A 15,053-nucleotide genomic window follows, 5' to 3' on the forward strand; every position below is an offset into this window, starting at 1 on the left:
GCTAATAGAGGTGATAAACATGTTGACTGAAAGACAGTTATTGATACTACAAATTATTATCGATGACTTTATTCGCATGGCACAACCTGTTGGTTCAAGGAGTTTATCTAAAAAGGAAGGTATCTCATTTAGTTCAGCAACGATACGAAATGAGATGGCTGATTTAGAGGAACTTGGTTATATTGAAAAGCCTCATAGCTCTGCAGGTCGGATCCCTTCTGAAAAAGGGTATCGTTTTTATGTAGACCATTTGTTATCACCACAAATTGTTAATGACGATGATGTTCGTTCGATAAAAGGTATTTTTGCCGAGCGTATTTTTGAAATAGAAAAGCTTGTGAAAAATTCAGCTGATATACTATCTGATTTAACAAATTACACAACAATTGCACTAGGACCAAAAGTTACCGAAAATAAGCTTAAAAATATTCAGCTTATTCCAATTGGACCTAATACAGCAGTATCAATTATTGTGACAGACACAGGTATTGTTAAAAATCGAACAGTAACTATACCACCTGGTGTGTCTATGAGTGATATTGAGAAAATGGTAAATATATTAAATGAACGACTAGTAAATGTACCGATTCATCAAATAAATGACAAGCTTTATAAAGAGATTGCAATGATTTTACGTACGCATATTTCGAATTATGAAAGTGTTATAAAGATGATTGGTGGCACTATTGACGTACCGATTGAACAAAAGCTGTTTTTAAGTGGAAAAACGAATATTTTAGCTCAACCAGAATTTAATAATGTTGAGACAATGAAAATATTGTTAAACATGATTGAAAGGCAAGATGAACTAAAAAGTATTATTCCTCTTGAACACATAGGTTTAAGTGTCAAAATTGGTAAGGAAAATGAAAAGTCTGGATTAGAAAATGTAAGTATCATTAGCGCAACCTATTCTTTAGGTGAAGATCAAATTGGTACAATCGCAGTATTAGGGCCAACTCGAATGGAATACTCCCGAGTAATCTCATTAATGCATTTAATTACAGGACAATTGAATTTATTATTTTCATCTAAGGATGTTGAATAAATCCATTGTGAAAAGAAACAATGGATTACATATAAAAAAATAGGAGGTGAAGGTGACATGACAGAACGTCAGGAAGAACTTTTAAATGAAGAAGTAGTGAATGAAGAAACTACTGTTGAAGAACCTTCAATCTTTACAGAAGAAAATACAGAAGAGAAAACTGACAATGTGAATTCTTCTGAAGAAGAGCTTCAAAAACTTCGTGCTGAAGTAGATGAGAAGGAAAATAAGTACTTACGTCTACATGCTGATTTCGAAAATTATAAACGTCGTGCACTTTTAGACCAACAATCTTTAATGACTTATCGTGCTCAAAGCTTAGTAACTGATTTATTACCAGTACTAGATAATTTCGAACGCGCACTACAAGTTGAAGCAACAGATGAGCAAACTGCTTCTTTAAAACAAGGTATGGAAATGGTTTACCGTTTACTTGTTGAAGCTGTGAAAAAAGAAGGAGTAGAAGAAATCCCAGCACTTGGTGAACAATTCGATCCGAATGTCCATCAAGCTGTAATGCAAGAAAGTGAAGATTCTAAACCATCTAATGAAGTTCTACAAGAATTCCAAAAAGGCTATAAGCTAAAGGACAGAGTAATTCGTCCATCAATGGTTAAAGTAAACGAGTAATTCGTTAAGCGTCTATTTAAATCGCTAACATAAATATAAAATTTTTTAAAAAAAACTAAAATAGAACTTATGTAGATTTTAGGAGGAACATGCAATGAGTAAAATTATTGGTATTGACTTAGGTACAACTAACTCTTGTGTCGCAGTATTAGAAGGTGGAGAGCCAAAAGTAATTCCGAACCCAGAGGGTGGACGTACAACTCCGTCAGTTGTTGCGTTCAAAAATGGTGAGCGTCAAGTTGGGGAAGTGGCAAAACGTCAAGCAATTACAAACCCTAACACAATCATGTCAATTAAACGTCATATGGGTACTACACATAAAGAAAACATTGAAGGCAAAGATTTTTCTCCACAAGAGATTTCTGCAATCATCCTTCAAAACTTAAAGGCATCTGCTGAAGCTTATTTAGGAGAAGCAGTAACGAAAGCAGTTATTACAGTACCTGCATACTTCAATGATGCTGAGCGTCAAGCAACTAAAGATGCTGGTAAAATCGCAGGTTTAGAAGTAGAACGTATCATCAATGAGCCAACTGCGGCTGCATTAGCATACGGTTTAGATAAAATGGATGAAGACCAAACAATCTTAGTTTATGACTTAGGTGGCGGTACATTCGACGTTTCAATCCTTGAATTAGGAGATGGAATTTTTGAAGTTAAAGCTACAGCTGGTGACAACCGTTTAGGTGGAGATGACTTCGACCAAGTTATCATTGATTACTTAGTAGCTGAATTCAAAAAAGAAAACGGTGTTGATTTAAGCCAAGATAAAATGGCATTACAACGTTTAAAAGATGCTGCTGAAAAAGCGAAAAAAGATTTATCAGGTATTACTTCAACTCAAATTTCATTACCATTCATTAGCATGGGTGCAGCTGGTCCATTACACTTAGAGTTAAACTTAACTCGTGCAAAATTCGAAGAGCTTTCTCACAACTTAGTAGAAAGAACTTTAGGCCCAACTCGTCAAGCGATGAAGGATTCTGGCTTAACTTCTAGCCAAATTGATAAAGTAATTTTAGTAGGTGGTTCAACTCGTATTCCTGCAGTTCAAGAAGCAATCAAAAAAGAAACAGGAAAAGAACCACATAAAGGTGTAAACCCTGATGAAGTAGTAGCACTAGGGGCTGCAATTCAAGGTGGAGTATTAACTGGTGATGTAAAAGACGTAGTATTACTAGACGTAACACCATTATCATTAGGTATTGAAACAATGGGTGGAGTATTTACAAAGTTAATCGAACGTAATACAACAATCCCAACAAGTAAATCACAAGTTTTCTCAACGGCTGCTGACAATCAACCTGCTGTAGACATTCATGTACTACAAGGTGAGCGTCCAATGGCTAATGACAATAAAACATTAGGTCGCTTCCAATTATCGGATATCCCACCAGCACCACGTGGAATTCCTCAAATTGAAGTATCGTTTGATATCGACAAAAATGGTATCGTAACAGTACGTGCGAAAGATCTAGGTACTCAAAAAGAACAAAACATCGTAATTCAATCTTCTTCAGGTTTAAGTGATGAAGAAGTAGAACGCATGGTAAAAGAAGCAGAATTAAATGCTGATGCAGATGCAAAACGTAAAGAAGAAGTAGATCTTAAAAACGAAGCTGATCAATTAGTATTCCAAGTAGAGAAAACTTTAAAAGATCTTGAAGGAAAAGTTGAAGAAGCAGAGGTTACTAAAGCTAACGAAGCTAAAGACGCATTAAAAGCTGCTTTAGAAGCTGGTAACTTAGATGACATCCGTACGAAGAAAGATGCTCTTTCTGAAATCGTTCAAGCTTTATCAATGAAGCTTTATGAGCAAGCTGCTGCTGCACAACAAGCTGCAGGTGGAGCTGAAGGCGGAGCGAAACAAGACGATGTAGTAGACGCTGAGTTTACTGAAGTTAAGGACGAGAAATAACGAAAAGTGGAAGGCGTTTGCTCAGCCCCGACAAGCATAAGAACAATAACGGAAAAAGTTGGGTTTTTAACTTTTACCGTTATTGGGCTTATGACCTCGAGGGGCTAACGCCTGGAACTAGACAATATATATATCTAAAAAAGGGAAGTCAAAGTCAGGGAAGCCTTGGCTTTGACTTCTTCTTTTTCTTTAAGAAAAGCACAGGATGTGTTAAAATATTCTTTATGTGAAAGGAGCGGATTGTAATACTATGAGTAAACGTGATTACTATGATGTGCTTGGTGTTAGTAAAAGTGCATCACAAGATGAAATAAAAAAATCGTTTCGTAAATTAGCAAAGACATATCATCCAGACGTTAATAAGGATCCTGATGCACCTGAAAAGTTTAAAGAGGTGCAAGAAGCATACGAAAATTTATCAGACGATCAAAAACGTGCTCATTATGATCAGTTTGGTCATACAGATCCAAACCAAGGATTCGGTGGTGGCGGATTTGGCGGCGGCGGATTCGGTGGATTTGAAGATATTTTCAGTCAGTTTTTTGGTGGTAGCGGTGGACGTCGTCGTGACCCGAACGCACCAAGAGCAGGGGCTGATTTACAATATACAATGACAATTCAGTTTGAAGAAGCAGCATTTGGAATGGAAAAAGAAATTGAAATTCCAACTGAAGAAACATGTCATACATGTAGTGGATCAGGTGCGAAACCTGGTACATCAAAAGAAACATGTAATCATTGTCAAGGCTCAGGACAAATGAGTGTTGAACAAAATACTCCATTTGGACGTATTGTGAACCGTACGACATGTTCACACTGTCAAGGTACTGGTCAGATTATTAAAGATAAATGTAATACTTGTCATGGTGCTGGCCGAGTGAAAACTCGTAAGAAAATCATGGTTAAAGTACCAGCTGGTATCGATGATGGACAACAAATTCGACTTTCAGGTCAAGGAGAACCAGGTAAAAATGGTGGTCCTGCTGGAGATTTATATATTGCATTCCATGTTCGTGAACATGAATTCTTTGAACGTGACGGAAATGACGTTTACTGCGAACTTCCATTAACATTTGCACAAGCTGCATTAGGTGATGAAGTTGAAGTTCCTACATTACATGGTAAAGTAAAAACGAAAATACCTGCTGGAACGCAAACTGGCACTAGAATGCGTTTAAAAGGTAAAGGTATTAAAGATGTACGTGGTTATGGTCAAGGTGATCAGCACGTAATTGTAAAAGTTATCACACCTACAAAACTTACAAGCCGTCAAAAAGAGTTGCTTGAAGAGTTTTACAATATTGGCAAAGGTCAAAAAGACGATAAACACGATTCTTTCTTTACAAAGTTAAAGCGTGCGGTTAAGAATTTTGGCGAACAATAAGGAAGTTATTAATTCAATACGTTAGTTAAGGTAAAAAGTGGAAACACTAAATAGAAGAAGTAATTTAAATGGCACCCTCTAAATCCGACTATGATTAGAGGGTATTGCCAAGTAAAGAAGAGAGTATGAATGGAGTTGGTAGTTTATGAAATGGTCAGAATTAAGTATTCACACTACACAGGATGCGGTTGAACCGATTTCTAACATTTTACACGAAGCTGGTGCAAGTGGTGTTGTCATAGAGGATGTGTTTGATTTGACGAAGGAGCGAGCACAGGTTTACGGTGAAATCTACCAACTTAACCCAAAAGATTATCCAGAGGAAGGTGTAATCGTTAAAGCATACCTTCCTGTGAATAGTTTTTTAAACGATACGATCGACGGAATAAAAGAAGCAATAAGTAATTTAATTTCATATGATATTGATTTAGGTAAAAATACATTTGCTGTGCATGAAGTAAACGAAGAAGATTGGGCTACTGCATGGAAAAAATATTATCATCCAATTTCAATCTCAGAGCGATTTACAATTGTACCTTCTTGGGAAGAGTATGAAGTCAAATCATCAAACGAATTAATTATCGAATTAGATCCGGGAATGGCGTTTGGTACTGGTACTCATCCTACAACTGTTATGTGTATTCGTGCACTTGAGAAAGTTGTAAAATCAACTGACCGTGTAATCGATGTAGGTACTGGTTCAGGAGTATTAAGTATTGCAGCTGCTAAACTTGGTTCTACAAATATAGAAGCTTATGACTTAGACGATGTAGCAGTTCGAAGTGCAAGAGAAAACGTTGTATTAAACAAAGTTGACGATGTTATAAAAGTTGGACAAGGTAACTTACTACAAGGTATTGAAGGTCCGTTCCAAGTAGTTGTTGCGAACTTACTTGCTGAAATTATTCTTCGTTTCGTAGACGATGTTTTTAATGTTTTAGAACCAGGTGGAACATTTATTTCTTCAGGAATTATTGGTGCTAAACAAGCAGACATCGAAAATGAGCTTAAACGAGTTGGCTTTGAAGTGAAGGAAGTATTACATTTAGAGGACTGGGTTGCAATTATTGCAAAAAAGCCAGTTCAAGGAATGTAATATGCAAAGATATTTTATAGAAGAAACGCAGCTTCAAAATGATCTTGTTACAATAACTGGTGATGATGCTCATCATATCGCGAATGTTATGCGAATGAAGCTAGATCAAGAAATCATTTGTACAGTTCCAGGATCTTCAACTGTTCGTTGTACACTTACAAATATTTCTAGTGAACAAATAACTGCAGCTGTTGTAGAATATGTTGAGAATACAAATGAACTGCCTATATCAATTACGATTGCTAGTGGACTACCAAAAAATGATAAACTAGAGTTAATCATACAAAAAGGTACGGAGCTTGGAGCTTCTGGTTTTTTACCATTTGCTGCAGCTAGATCAATTGTTAAATTAGATGATAAAAAAGCTGGTAAAAAGGTTGATAGATGGCAAAAAATTGCAAAAGAAGCGGCTGAACAATCATATCGATTTATTGTACCAACCGTGGAACAACCAGCATCTTTTCAACAATTACTTAACTCAATACAGCATTATGATGCGTGTATTGTTGCATATGAAGAAAGTGCAAAAACAGGAGAATCAGCAGGACTTGTTCAGACATTCCAGTCATTAAAGGAAGGCTCACGATTATTAGTAGTTTTCGGACCAGAAGGTGGTTTGTCAGATAAAGAAGTTGATCAGCTAGAAGAAAAAGGTGCTAAGCTATGTGGACTTGGACCAAGAATTCTGCGAACAGAAACAGCACCATTTTATGTTTTAGCTGCTGCCTCCTTTCATTTTGAATTAATGGGGTGAAGAAATGCCACAAGTAGCTTTTCATACATTAGGCTGTAAAGTTAACCATTACGAAACAGAAGCAATATGGCAACTGTTTAAAGCAGCTGGCTATGAACGTACAGAATACGAAACGAAAGCTGATGTTTACGTAATTAATACTTGTACAGTTACAAATACAGGTGACAAAAAAAGTAGACAAGTAATCCGTCGTGCCGTGCGCAAAAATCCAGATGCAGTAATTTGTGTAACTGGATGTTATGCACAAACATCTCCAGCCGAAATCATGGCAATTCCCGGGGTGGATATCGTTGTTGGTACACAGGACCGTACGAAAATGCTGGATTATATCGAGCAATTCCGAGTAGAACGTCAACCAATTAATGGCGTAGGAAATATTATGAAAGCACGAGTTTATGAAGAGCTAGATGTACCTGCTTTTACTGACCGTACACGTGCTTCATTAAAAATTCAAGAAGGTTGTAATAACTTCTGTACGTTTTGTATTATTCCATGGGCACGTGGTTTAATGCGTTCTCGTGATCCAAAAGAAGTTGTAAAACAGGCTACGCAATTAGTTGAATCAGGCTATAAGGAAATCGTTTTAACTGGTATTCACACAGGTGGATACGGTCAAGACATGAAAGATTACAACTTAGCAATGTTATTAAAAGATTTAGAAACAGTTGAAGGATTAAAACGTGTTCGTATTTCTTCAATTGAAGCTAGTCAAATTACGGATGAAGTAATTGAAGTTCTTCGTCATTCAAATAATGTAGTTCGACACCTACACGTACCATTACAATCTGGTTCAGATACTGTTCTTAAACGTATGCGTCGTAAATATACAATGGCTGAATTTGCTGAAAGAATTGAGAAACTACGTGAAGTATTACCAAACTGTTCAATTACATCTGATGTAATCGTAGGTTTCCCAGGTGAATCTGAAGAAGAGTTTATGGAAACGTACAATTTCATTCGAGATAATAAATTCTCAGAATTACACGTATTCCCATACTCTAAACGTACAGGTACACCAGCTGCACGTATGGAAGATCAAGTTGACGAAGAAGTTAAAAATGAACGTGTACACCGTTTAATTGAATTATCAAATCAACTTGCAAAAGAATACGCATCAATGTTTGATGGAGATGTATTAGAAGTTATACCGGAAGAAAAGTACACTGAAGATGGTGCAGAAGGACTATTAATTGGTTACACAGACAATTATCTAAAAGTCGTGTTCGAAGGAACAGAAGACATGATCGGTAAAATTGTAAAAGTTAAAATCGCTGAAGCTGGTTATCCAGTAAATAAAGGCGAATTTGTCCGAGTATTAGAAGATGTAGCTGTTAACTAAGGCATAAGATAAATAAAAGGATAGATAATCTAGAATTCTTCTGGATTATCTATCCTTTTCTATTTTACTTGCTTAAAAAGTTAATTTATTTGCTTGATTTATCTTTTGATAAGAAGGAATAAATGTTTGCTTCACCAGAACCGTATAGTGGATCTTGTCCTTTTTTACCATAATCAAGTGCACTTTGTCTTATTGCTGCTGCTACTTGAGAAGGGTTATATTCAGGATGAGCTGCCTTAATTACGCCTGCAATCCCTGCAACCTTTGGAGCTGCCATTGAAGTTCCATGGAGATATGAATAACCATGCCATTTTCCGTCACTAAATTGTGTTGTTGCATTTGTACCATTTGGATTAGCTGCATTTACACCTACTGGATATGTAGGATATGTAGGATAAGTAGACAAAGTACGATATGTATAATCACGTTTATTTAAAAAGTTACCTGTTGGATTTTGACGATATAAACCATCGTATACAGGACCGTTATCTCCACCAGGTGCAGCTACATCGATTACACTTCCATAATTTGAGTAGAATGCAATATTGTCTTTTGACCATTGATTAGATGAAGAAAATGTAATGACATCTGGAATTTGTGCAGGTACAACACGTGAAGGTCCCTTAATATCTAAACCGTAAGTAGTTTTCCAATAATCTTGCATATCGTGTATATTGTTAAAATCTCTTGAGTCATTCCCCGCAGATACAACGACCGTTACACCTTTTTTAATAGCATATTGAATCGCTCTGTGATATGCCACCATTGAAGCTGACTCACCTTTTTCGTCTAAGTTATGAGCCATCCAGCGCCATCCACCGATCGACATATTAATTACATCAACTCCATCGTTTGCAGCTGAAACAATTGCATCTGTAATCCATGACTGTTCAGCTCCCAGTTGCACCGAAAACTCGATAAGCTCGAACTGTTAACTCAGGTCCAACGCCCTTAACTTTTCCATTTGCTGCAATTGAGCCAGCAACATGAGTTCCATGGCCATTTTTATCCCATGCATCTGTCGTTCCAGGGACAAATGTTTTTGACCCAGCAAGATCTGCATTAGCCTTTAAATCTGGATGACTAAAGTCGATTCCTGTATCGATTACAGCTACGACCGTTTTATGATTTCCTTTGTTAATATTATAGAAATCTCCATTATGAGTTAAATTCTGCATGTCCCATTGTTTTTCCCAATAGGAATTAGCATTTGCATCAAGTGTTACTTTTTCACCATTCGGTGTTCCAGGAGTAAACTCAATTTTATCATCCGGGTCAGCTTCCAAGTATGCTTGAAGTTCTTTACTAGCTGATTGAATGCTTGTATCTTTTTTAATATTCGTTAAAAATTCACTATTAGATGATGAAACTTCAACAATTCCTACTTCTGAAATAATTCGTTCCACAGAACCGCCAGCTTTTGAAATTGTATCTGTGAAATTGCTTGGTAAATTACCTTTATAAGCTAATACATAATGAAGCTCCTCAGGTGCAGCTTTTGCTTGTTTGGAGTGTGTACCAATAAGTAATGAAGATGATAAAACAGAACAAATCGATAAGGATATTCTAACTATACAAAGGGGAGAGAAATGAAAAGAACAACATAATATAAACGTTGAAGTGGATGTAATAATTCCCTCAAACTACCTGTAATTTAATGTTAATATCCATACACAATATAAATACGGAGGTGAACTTATAATGTCAGAACATAAAACACCAAAAAATACTGATGACAATCATATCCACGTTGCTACCAACTCATACTTAGACACGAGCGAGAACGATTCGAATAAAATTAATTATGACGAAGGTGGTAGCCCATACCTAGATACAAGTGAGGACGCAACATCTGCAGCAAACACAAGACGAGGAGCTCCATACTTAAATACTTAATGGAGAGGGATAGGGGAAAGAAGGAAAAATACTTTCCCTATACCTTTTTTACTTACTCTTTTCTCCTGTCCTATTTATATCTTCAACCTCAATTAAAGGCTTATGATAGCCAGCTCTTGCAATATTTATCATGGATCGACCAATTTGTTCTGAAGTTGTTATTGAGTTTGGAAAGACTTTTTTTAACATCGGATAGATAGGTTTCGTTACGTTATAGCCGTATTGATATAGTTTAGTTTTTGATTTTATATCTTTATGTGGAATAATTGCACCTGGTCGAAACATATATGCAGCTTTAAACGGTAATTTTAATAAGTCATTTTCTGTTTTACCTTTCACTCTAGCCCACATTGTACGACCTTTCTCCGTACTATCGGTACCTGATCCTGTGACATAAAAGAAAGTCATTTGAGGATTCAATATTGATAATGTACGTGCGATAGATAGGGTAAGGTCATATGTAATCTTACGATAATCTTCCTCTGTCATTCTAAATGATGAAACACCTAAACAAAAAAAACATGCATCAAATCCAGATAATTGACTTTCAATTGGAGATAAATCAAGCAGATTAGAATGCTTAATTTCATAGAATTTTTCATGTTGAATTCCTGTAATACTACGACCAATTGAGTAAATCGAGCTAACAGATGGATCTTGTAAGCATTCTCTTAATACACTTTGACCAACCATTCCAGTTGCTCCAAAAAGTAAAACCTTCATAGTGTAACCTCCATAATTTAATTTCATCGCAAGTCTAGTCTATGGGCAAATAATAAATGATAAATCATTTTTAAGCAATTTAAAAATTGAAAAATAATCATGCAAAATATGTAGAAATATAAAAAAATCTTAATAAAAGAGGTCTTTACTACATAAATGAGATGAATTATCGGTTGTATTAGGGGAATAGTAAAATTTGTAGTTTTAAAAGTTTATCATTTAGAAGGATGGTGTCATTAGTGAAGAAATTCGCATTGGACAAGTCTTATTCTGCTGAGAATAAGGAATTAAAAATTTTAAAATATGGTAAAAAGAGTTTAGGAACAATTGTACTTTCGTCAATGCTTGCATTAGGTATGTCATCAACTAGCTATGCATTTGGTAAAGGGTCAGAGGGTCCAGATGTATACGTTGTACAAGGAATGTTAAAATCAATAGGTAGCTACTCAGGCGAGATTACTGGACATTATAATTATCTTACGATTAAAGGTGTAAAGTATTATCAAAAGACGCACGGATTACCTGTTACAGGTGCAGTAGATCCAACAACTTTTGCATCTATCATGCATTCATATGAAGCTGTAAAAGCTGGCGGAGGAGCTGGTGGTGGCACAGGTGCTGGCGGAGGAGCAGGTGGTGGCACAGGTGAAGGCGGCGGTGCTGGCGGAGGAGCAGGTGGTGGCACAGGTGCTGGCGGAGGAGCAGGTGGTGGCACAGGTGAAGGCGGCGGTGCTGGCGGAGGAGCAGGTGGTGGTGCAGGTGAAGGTGGCGGCACTGGCGGAGGAGCAGGTGGTGGTGCAGGTGAAGGTGGCGGCACTGGCGGAGGAGCAGGTGGTGGTGCAGGTGAAGGTGGCGGCCAAGTTGAACAACCTGGAAAAGGTGGAACAGAGCAACCACAACCTGGAAAAGGTGGAACAGAGCAACCGCAACCTGGAAAAGGTGGAACAGAACAACCACAACCTGGAAAAGGTGGAACAGAGCAACCACAACCTGGAAAAGGTGGAACAGAACAGCCTGAACCAGAAAAAGGTGGTAATGAAAATCCTCCACCAAGTAAAGGCGGAAATTAAGAAATCCTTATTTGTTTAGACCGTAAAGTTAATATGAAAATTTTACACTTTTCGGTTGGTAAAAAATAAAAAAGAGCTAATCAAGTCAACTGATTAGCTCTTCTTTATGACATATTTACAGACTCTTTCTTACTAAAAAATTGGATTGAAAAACCCAAAATAATTATCACAATAGAAAATAATAAACTCAACCAAATACTTTGAAATTCACCTACATACGGCTGAACAATATATGAAAGTATGATGCTGATTACAATACTAATTGGAATGTAATTACCGACTTTATTCTTACTAAATACAATAACTAAAATTGGAAATAACAATGCAGAATAGACATTTCCCGAGTAAAATAATAGTTCAATAATTTTTTTTGAATGAATAATTGTAGCGAAAAAGATGATCGCTCCAATAATCACAGATAGTAGATAAGCAAGTTTTATTTTTTTTTGATCATTTTTTATCGTATGAAATGGCTCTATTATATTGATAATGATTAAGCTAGCAAGCGAATGTAGAACCGCACCAAATGTAGAAGTAATTGCATTAAATGCACATAAAACAAAAAGTATGAAAAAAAATGGAGTTGTTATTTTATTCGCTAAACCAACTAATATTGATTGAATATCTGTAAATCCACCTGTAAATATAACAATAATAAAAAGACATGAAAATGAAAGTGGGAAAATACACCATATTAAACCTGATATCGAGAATGTTAAACGTAGTTTTTTCGGTTCAATCATAAATAATCGGTGCCATGAAGTAATGTCAAAGAAAAACTGACCAAATCCAACTAATAAGCCAGAAAATAAAAAACCCCATAAATCGTAATGATCAATAACGAGCATGTATGGATGGTATAATTTAATCCCATCATATACGGGTTGAACACCCTCTTTTACGAAAAAATACAACGGAATTAAAATTGCCGCTGCAAACATTGTAATGACTTGGAATCCTGCTAATCCATGTATCATCTTTAATCCACCCAAACCTGCAAAAAGTACACAAAAGCATATAAAAATGATGATTTCTATGTACAACGGTAAATTAAAAAGATAATGAAATAAAGTAGAAGCAGTTATCGACTGTATATATAATATGTGTAAACTAGTTAATATTAAAATACAAATCATAATCCAATAACCAAGTGGATGTAGTTTTTTCTGTAAATAATCTCCAATTGTTAAACCATCAGGGTACTCCTGTCGAACCTTTTTCCCAATAAAACTAAATACAAATAAAGCAATAGCGCCTAAAAATGCATATCCGATTCCACCAAATACGCCATATTTAATCATTGATTCTGGCGAAGATAATATCGTAGTCCCTGTTACCCAACGTGCCAAGAGAGAAATAATTCCCATTCCCATTCCAATTTGAATAGGACCTTGTACGTATTCTCTAAATGAACGTGAATTCACTGTTATTTTCCTTTCTCACGATACTCTTTTGGAGTAATGCCCTCAATTTTGCGGAATAAAGTACTAAAGTAATGCTGACTATTGAAGCCTGAGTTTTCAGCTACATCGGATATGTTCCAATTTGAATTATTTGTTAAATATCGCTTAGCTGCTTGTATTCTATAGTCTATTAAATATTCTGAAAACGATACACCGACTTCTTCATGAAATTTCCTACTTAAATAAGTATGATTCGTATGAACTTCTCGAGCTACGTCAGAAAGAGAAAGTTTTTCAGCGAAATGCTCATGAATATATAAAAGAGTTTGATGTATTAAACTAGAAAATTGGTTTGACGTATCGGTATCACTATATTTAGATAAAACTTTATATAATTCACTCTCAATGATTGGCTTTGTTAAATAATCTAGAACGCCGATTCGGATTGACTGTTGAGCATAATCAAAACTTTGATATGCTGTAACCATAATAATATCTACATCTTTATTTTGTGCTCTAAGCTCTTCGCCAAACTCTAGTCCAGACCGTCCAGGTAGATTGATATCTAGAAACGCAATGTTAATTTTATGATTTTGATTAATTGCTATTGCTTGGCATGCATCAGCAGCTTTATAAAACTTCCATAATGGAAACATATTTTTTATCAAATATTCCATCTGTTCAAGCTCTAATGGTTCATCATCTACTAATAATACATTCACTTTATTTTCCCTCCTTTACTCTATAGAGTCATATATAAGTGGCCAAACGACCTTAACATTTGTTCCTGATTCATTTGATGTAATCAGTACATGTCCACTGTTACCGAAATATAGTTGTAATCTCTTTTTTATATTGTCTAGTCCATGGCCTTCTTGATTAGAAAAAGAATTAGTCATTCCCATTAAACCATTATCAATTACTTCTAAACAAACTAGCTCGGAATCTTGATAAAATCGAATATCCAGTAAAGCTTCTCCAACCTTTTTTTCTAAACCGTGTTTAAATGAATTTTCTACTAACGTTTGCAAAATAAAAGGGGGGACTAGCGCTTTATATAACTCTTTTGGACAATCTAACTGAGTTTTAAGACGCTCTCCAAACCGTAGATTTTGAATGTCTAAATAATATTGAGTATATTGTATTTCTTGATCTAAAGGAATTAATGGCTCTGATGATTTATATTTAAATTTTAAAAATTGAGAGAATGTTTCTAGAGCTCGGATTAATTCCGAGGTTCGGTTTAAACGCGCTAAGCTTAATATGACATTAAGTGTATTAAATAAAAAGTGCGGTTGAATTTGCTGGTTTAATTTATTGTATTGAGCTTCTTGTAATGCATGCTCTAACCGAATTTCTCTATTTTTATTTTCAAGTAAGTCAATTCTTTTTTCAAAAATAAACAAAAATAATAAAGCAATAGCTCCCATAATAGGAGCTAAAATAAATAGCATAATTAGTAAAGTAAATCCCTCGTAACTAAGCATGAAGAACCTCAATTAGTTTTTTTGATAATATTTTTAATTTTTTCGAAAACTTTGTTTATAAATGGTTGATTACAACTAAAGTTGCTCCAATGGAATGGAACGAAGCTGAGCATCCCATTGGAGCTTCTTAGAGGAGTCTCTAGCCTTCGCGCCTTTTTCCATAGGATCCTTAGAACATCTTGATCAAATCAAAATTCGATATATAATCCAATTTTATAAGCATTAAATGTATTTAATAGAAGTAGAATTTCTACATGGCAGGATCAATTCTCTTCTTTTCCTTCACTTCATGCCTATAAGAATAC

The 15,053-nt window shown here is 35.6% G+C and carries 15 protein-coding genes; 9 read left to right on the forward strand and 6 right to left on the reverse strand.

Annotated features, from left to right (window positions below; genetic code table 11):
- Positions 1 to 19: 19 nt before the first annotated feature.
- The 7 genes from hrcA to mtaB all read left to right on the forward strand — a co-directional run bounded on the left by hrcA (position 20) and on the right by mtaB (position 8,169).
- Positions 20 to 1,048: a heat-inducible transcriptional repressor HrcA gene (hrcA, locus tag ACFVR2_RS01065; protein WP_387358086.1), complete on the forward strand. Its 1,029-nt coding sequence runs from the start codon at positions 20 to 22 to the stop codon at positions 1,046 to 1,048.
- Between the two features lie 57 nt (positions 1,049 to 1,105).
- Entirely contained in the window at positions 1,106 to 1,678 is a 573-nt protein-coding gene (grpE, locus tag ACFVR2_RS01070; protein ID WP_387358088.1) for a nucleotide exchange factor GrpE, read from the forward strand.
- A 94-nt stretch (positions 1,679 to 1,772) separates the two neighbouring features.
- Complete coding sequence (gene dnaK / locus ACFVR2_RS01075) at positions 1,773 to 3,596, forward strand: molecular chaperone DnaK (RefSeq protein WP_387358090.1); 1,824 nt, start codon at positions 1,773 to 1,775, stop codon at positions 3,594 to 3,596.
- A gap of 250 nt (positions 3,597 to 3,846) precedes the next feature.
- Positions 3,847 to 4,980: a molecular chaperone DnaJ gene (gene dnaJ, locus ACFVR2_RS01080; RefSeq protein WP_387358092.1), complete on the forward strand. Its 1,134-nt coding sequence runs from the start codon at positions 3,847 to 3,849 to the stop codon at positions 4,978 to 4,980.
- A 145-nt stretch (positions 4,981 to 5,125) separates the two neighbouring features.
- Complete coding sequence (gene prmA / locus ACFVR2_RS01085) at positions 5,126 to 6,076, forward strand: 50S ribosomal protein L11 methyltransferase (RefSeq protein WP_387358094.1); 951 nt, start codon at positions 5,126 to 5,128, stop codon at positions 6,074 to 6,076.
- Between the two features lies 1 nt (position 6,077).
- The gene (locus ACFVR2_RS01090; RefSeq protein ID WP_387358096.1) at positions 6,078 to 6,830 is read left to right on the forward strand and encodes a 16S rRNA (uracil(1498)-N(3))-methyltransferase; all 753 of its coding nucleotides are present in this window, start codon (positions 6,078 to 6,080) and stop codon (positions 6,828 to 6,830) included.
- Positions 6,831 to 6,834: 4 nt separating this feature from the next.
- Positions 6,835 to 8,169 (forward strand): tRNA (N(6)-L-threonylcarbamoyladenosine(37)-C(2))-methylthiotransferase MtaB, encoded by a 1,335-nt coding sequence (gene mtaB, locus ACFVR2_RS01095; protein ID WP_387358098.1) that lies wholly within the window; start codon positions 6,835 to 6,837, stop codon positions 8,167 to 8,169.
- Positions 8,170 to 8,254: 85 nt separating this feature from the next.
- Here mtaB and ACFVR2_RS01100 read toward each other — a convergent pair whose 3' ends face one another.
- A complete protein-coding gene (locus tag ACFVR2_RS01100) occupies positions 8,255 to 9,076 on the reverse strand; it encodes a S8 family serine peptidase (RefSeq protein ID WP_387358100.1) in 822 nt (273 codons plus the stop codon).
- Complete coding sequence (locus tag ACFVR2_RS01105; RefSeq protein WP_387358102.1) at positions 9,060 to 9,575, reverse strand: S8 family peptidase; 516 nt, start codon at positions 9,573 to 9,575, stop codon at positions 9,060 to 9,062. The genes ACFVR2_RS01100 and ACFVR2_RS01105 overlap by 17 nt, the downstream gene beginning before the upstream one ends.
- 295 nt (positions 9,576 to 9,870) lie before the next feature.
- Between ACFVR2_RS01105 and ACFVR2_RS01110 the strand changes: the two genes are divergently transcribed.
- The gene (locus ACFVR2_RS01110; protein WP_387358104.1) at positions 9,871 to 10,065 is read left to right on the forward strand and encodes a hypothetical protein; all 195 of its coding nucleotides are present in this window, start codon (positions 9,871 to 9,873) and stop codon (positions 10,063 to 10,065) included.
- Between the two features lie 48 nt (positions 10,066 to 10,113).
- Here ACFVR2_RS01110 and ACFVR2_RS01115 read toward each other — a convergent pair whose 3' ends face one another.
- Entirely contained in the window at positions 10,114 to 10,788 is a 675-nt protein-coding gene (locus tag ACFVR2_RS01115; RefSeq protein WP_387358106.1) for a Rossmann-fold NAD(P)-binding domain-containing protein, read from the reverse strand.
- A 239-nt stretch (positions 10,789 to 11,027) separates the two neighbouring features.
- Here ACFVR2_RS01115 and ACFVR2_RS01120 point away from each other — a divergent pair, with 239 nt between their 5' ends.
- The gene (locus tag ACFVR2_RS01120; protein ID WP_387358108.1) at positions 11,028 to 11,858 is read left to right on the forward strand and encodes a peptidoglycan-binding protein; all 831 of its coding nucleotides are present in this window, start codon (positions 11,028 to 11,030) and stop codon (positions 11,856 to 11,858) included.
- A 104-nt stretch (positions 11,859 to 11,962) separates the two neighbouring features.
- On the opposite strand, the gene ACFVR2_RS01125 is transcribed toward ACFVR2_RS01120, so the two are convergent.
- The 3 genes from ACFVR2_RS01125 to ACFVR2_RS01135 are packed head-to-tail and all read right to left on the reverse strand — an operon-like array spanning position 11,963 to position 14,748.
- Complete coding sequence (locus ACFVR2_RS01125) at positions 11,963 to 13,282, reverse strand: transporter (protein WP_387358110.1); 1,320 nt, start codon at positions 13,280 to 13,282, stop codon at positions 11,963 to 11,965.
- A 2-nt stretch (positions 13,283 to 13,284) separates the two neighbouring features.
- Positions 13,285 to 13,983 (reverse strand): response regulator transcription factor, encoded by a 699-nt coding sequence (locus ACFVR2_RS01130; RefSeq protein ID WP_387358112.1) that lies wholly within the window; start codon positions 13,981 to 13,983, stop codon positions 13,285 to 13,287.
- Between the two features lie 15 nt (positions 13,984 to 13,998).
- Positions 13,999 to 14,748, reverse strand: coding sequence for a sensor histidine kinase (locus tag ACFVR2_RS01135; RefSeq protein WP_387358114.1), 750 nt, complete (start codon positions 14,746 to 14,748; stop codon positions 13,999 to 14,001).
- Positions 14,749 to 15,053 lie beyond the last annotated feature (305 nt).

The sequence above is a fragment of the Gottfriedia sp. NPDC057991 genome, assembly GCF_042886615.1.
Taxonomy (GTDB): domain Bacteria; phylum Bacillota; class Bacilli; order Bacillales; family Bacillaceae_G; genus Gottfriedia.

Coding starts and splice junctions, on each gene's coding strand:
- ACFVR2_RS01090 (WP_387358096.1), top strand. CDS start 6,078: ATGCAAAGATATTTTATAGAAGAAACGCAGCTTCAAAATGATCTTGTT.
- dnaJ (WP_387358092.1), top strand. CDS start 3,847: ATGAGTAAACGTGATTACTATGATGTGCTTGGTGTTAGTAAAAGTGCA.
- prmA (WP_387358094.1), top strand. CDS start 5,126: ATGAAATGGTCAGAATTAAGTATTCACACTACACAGGATGCGGTTGAA.
- ACFVR2_RS01135 (WP_387358114.1), bottom strand. CDS start 14,748: ATGCTTAGTTACGAGGGATTTACTTTACTAATTATGCTATTTATTTTA.
- hrcA (WP_387358086.1), top strand. CDS start 20: ATGTTGACTGAAAGACAGTTATTGATACTACAAATTATTATCGATGAC.
- ACFVR2_RS01115 (WP_387358106.1), bottom strand. CDS start 10,788: ATGAAGGTTTTACTTTTTGGAGCAACTGGAATGGTTGGTCAAAGTGTA.
- grpE (WP_387358088.1), top strand. CDS start 1,106: ATGACAGAACGTCAGGAAGAACTTTTAAATGAAGAAGTAGTGAATGAA.
- dnaK (WP_387358090.1), top strand. CDS start 1,773: ATGAGTAAAATTATTGGTATTGACTTAGGTACAACTAACTCTTGTGTC.
- ACFVR2_RS01110 (WP_387358104.1), top strand. CDS start 9,871: ATGTCAGAACATAAAACACCAAAAAATACTGATGACAATCATATCCAC.
- mtaB (WP_387358098.1), top strand. CDS start 6,835: ATGCCACAAGTAGCTTTTCATACATTAGGCTGTAAAGTTAACCATTAC.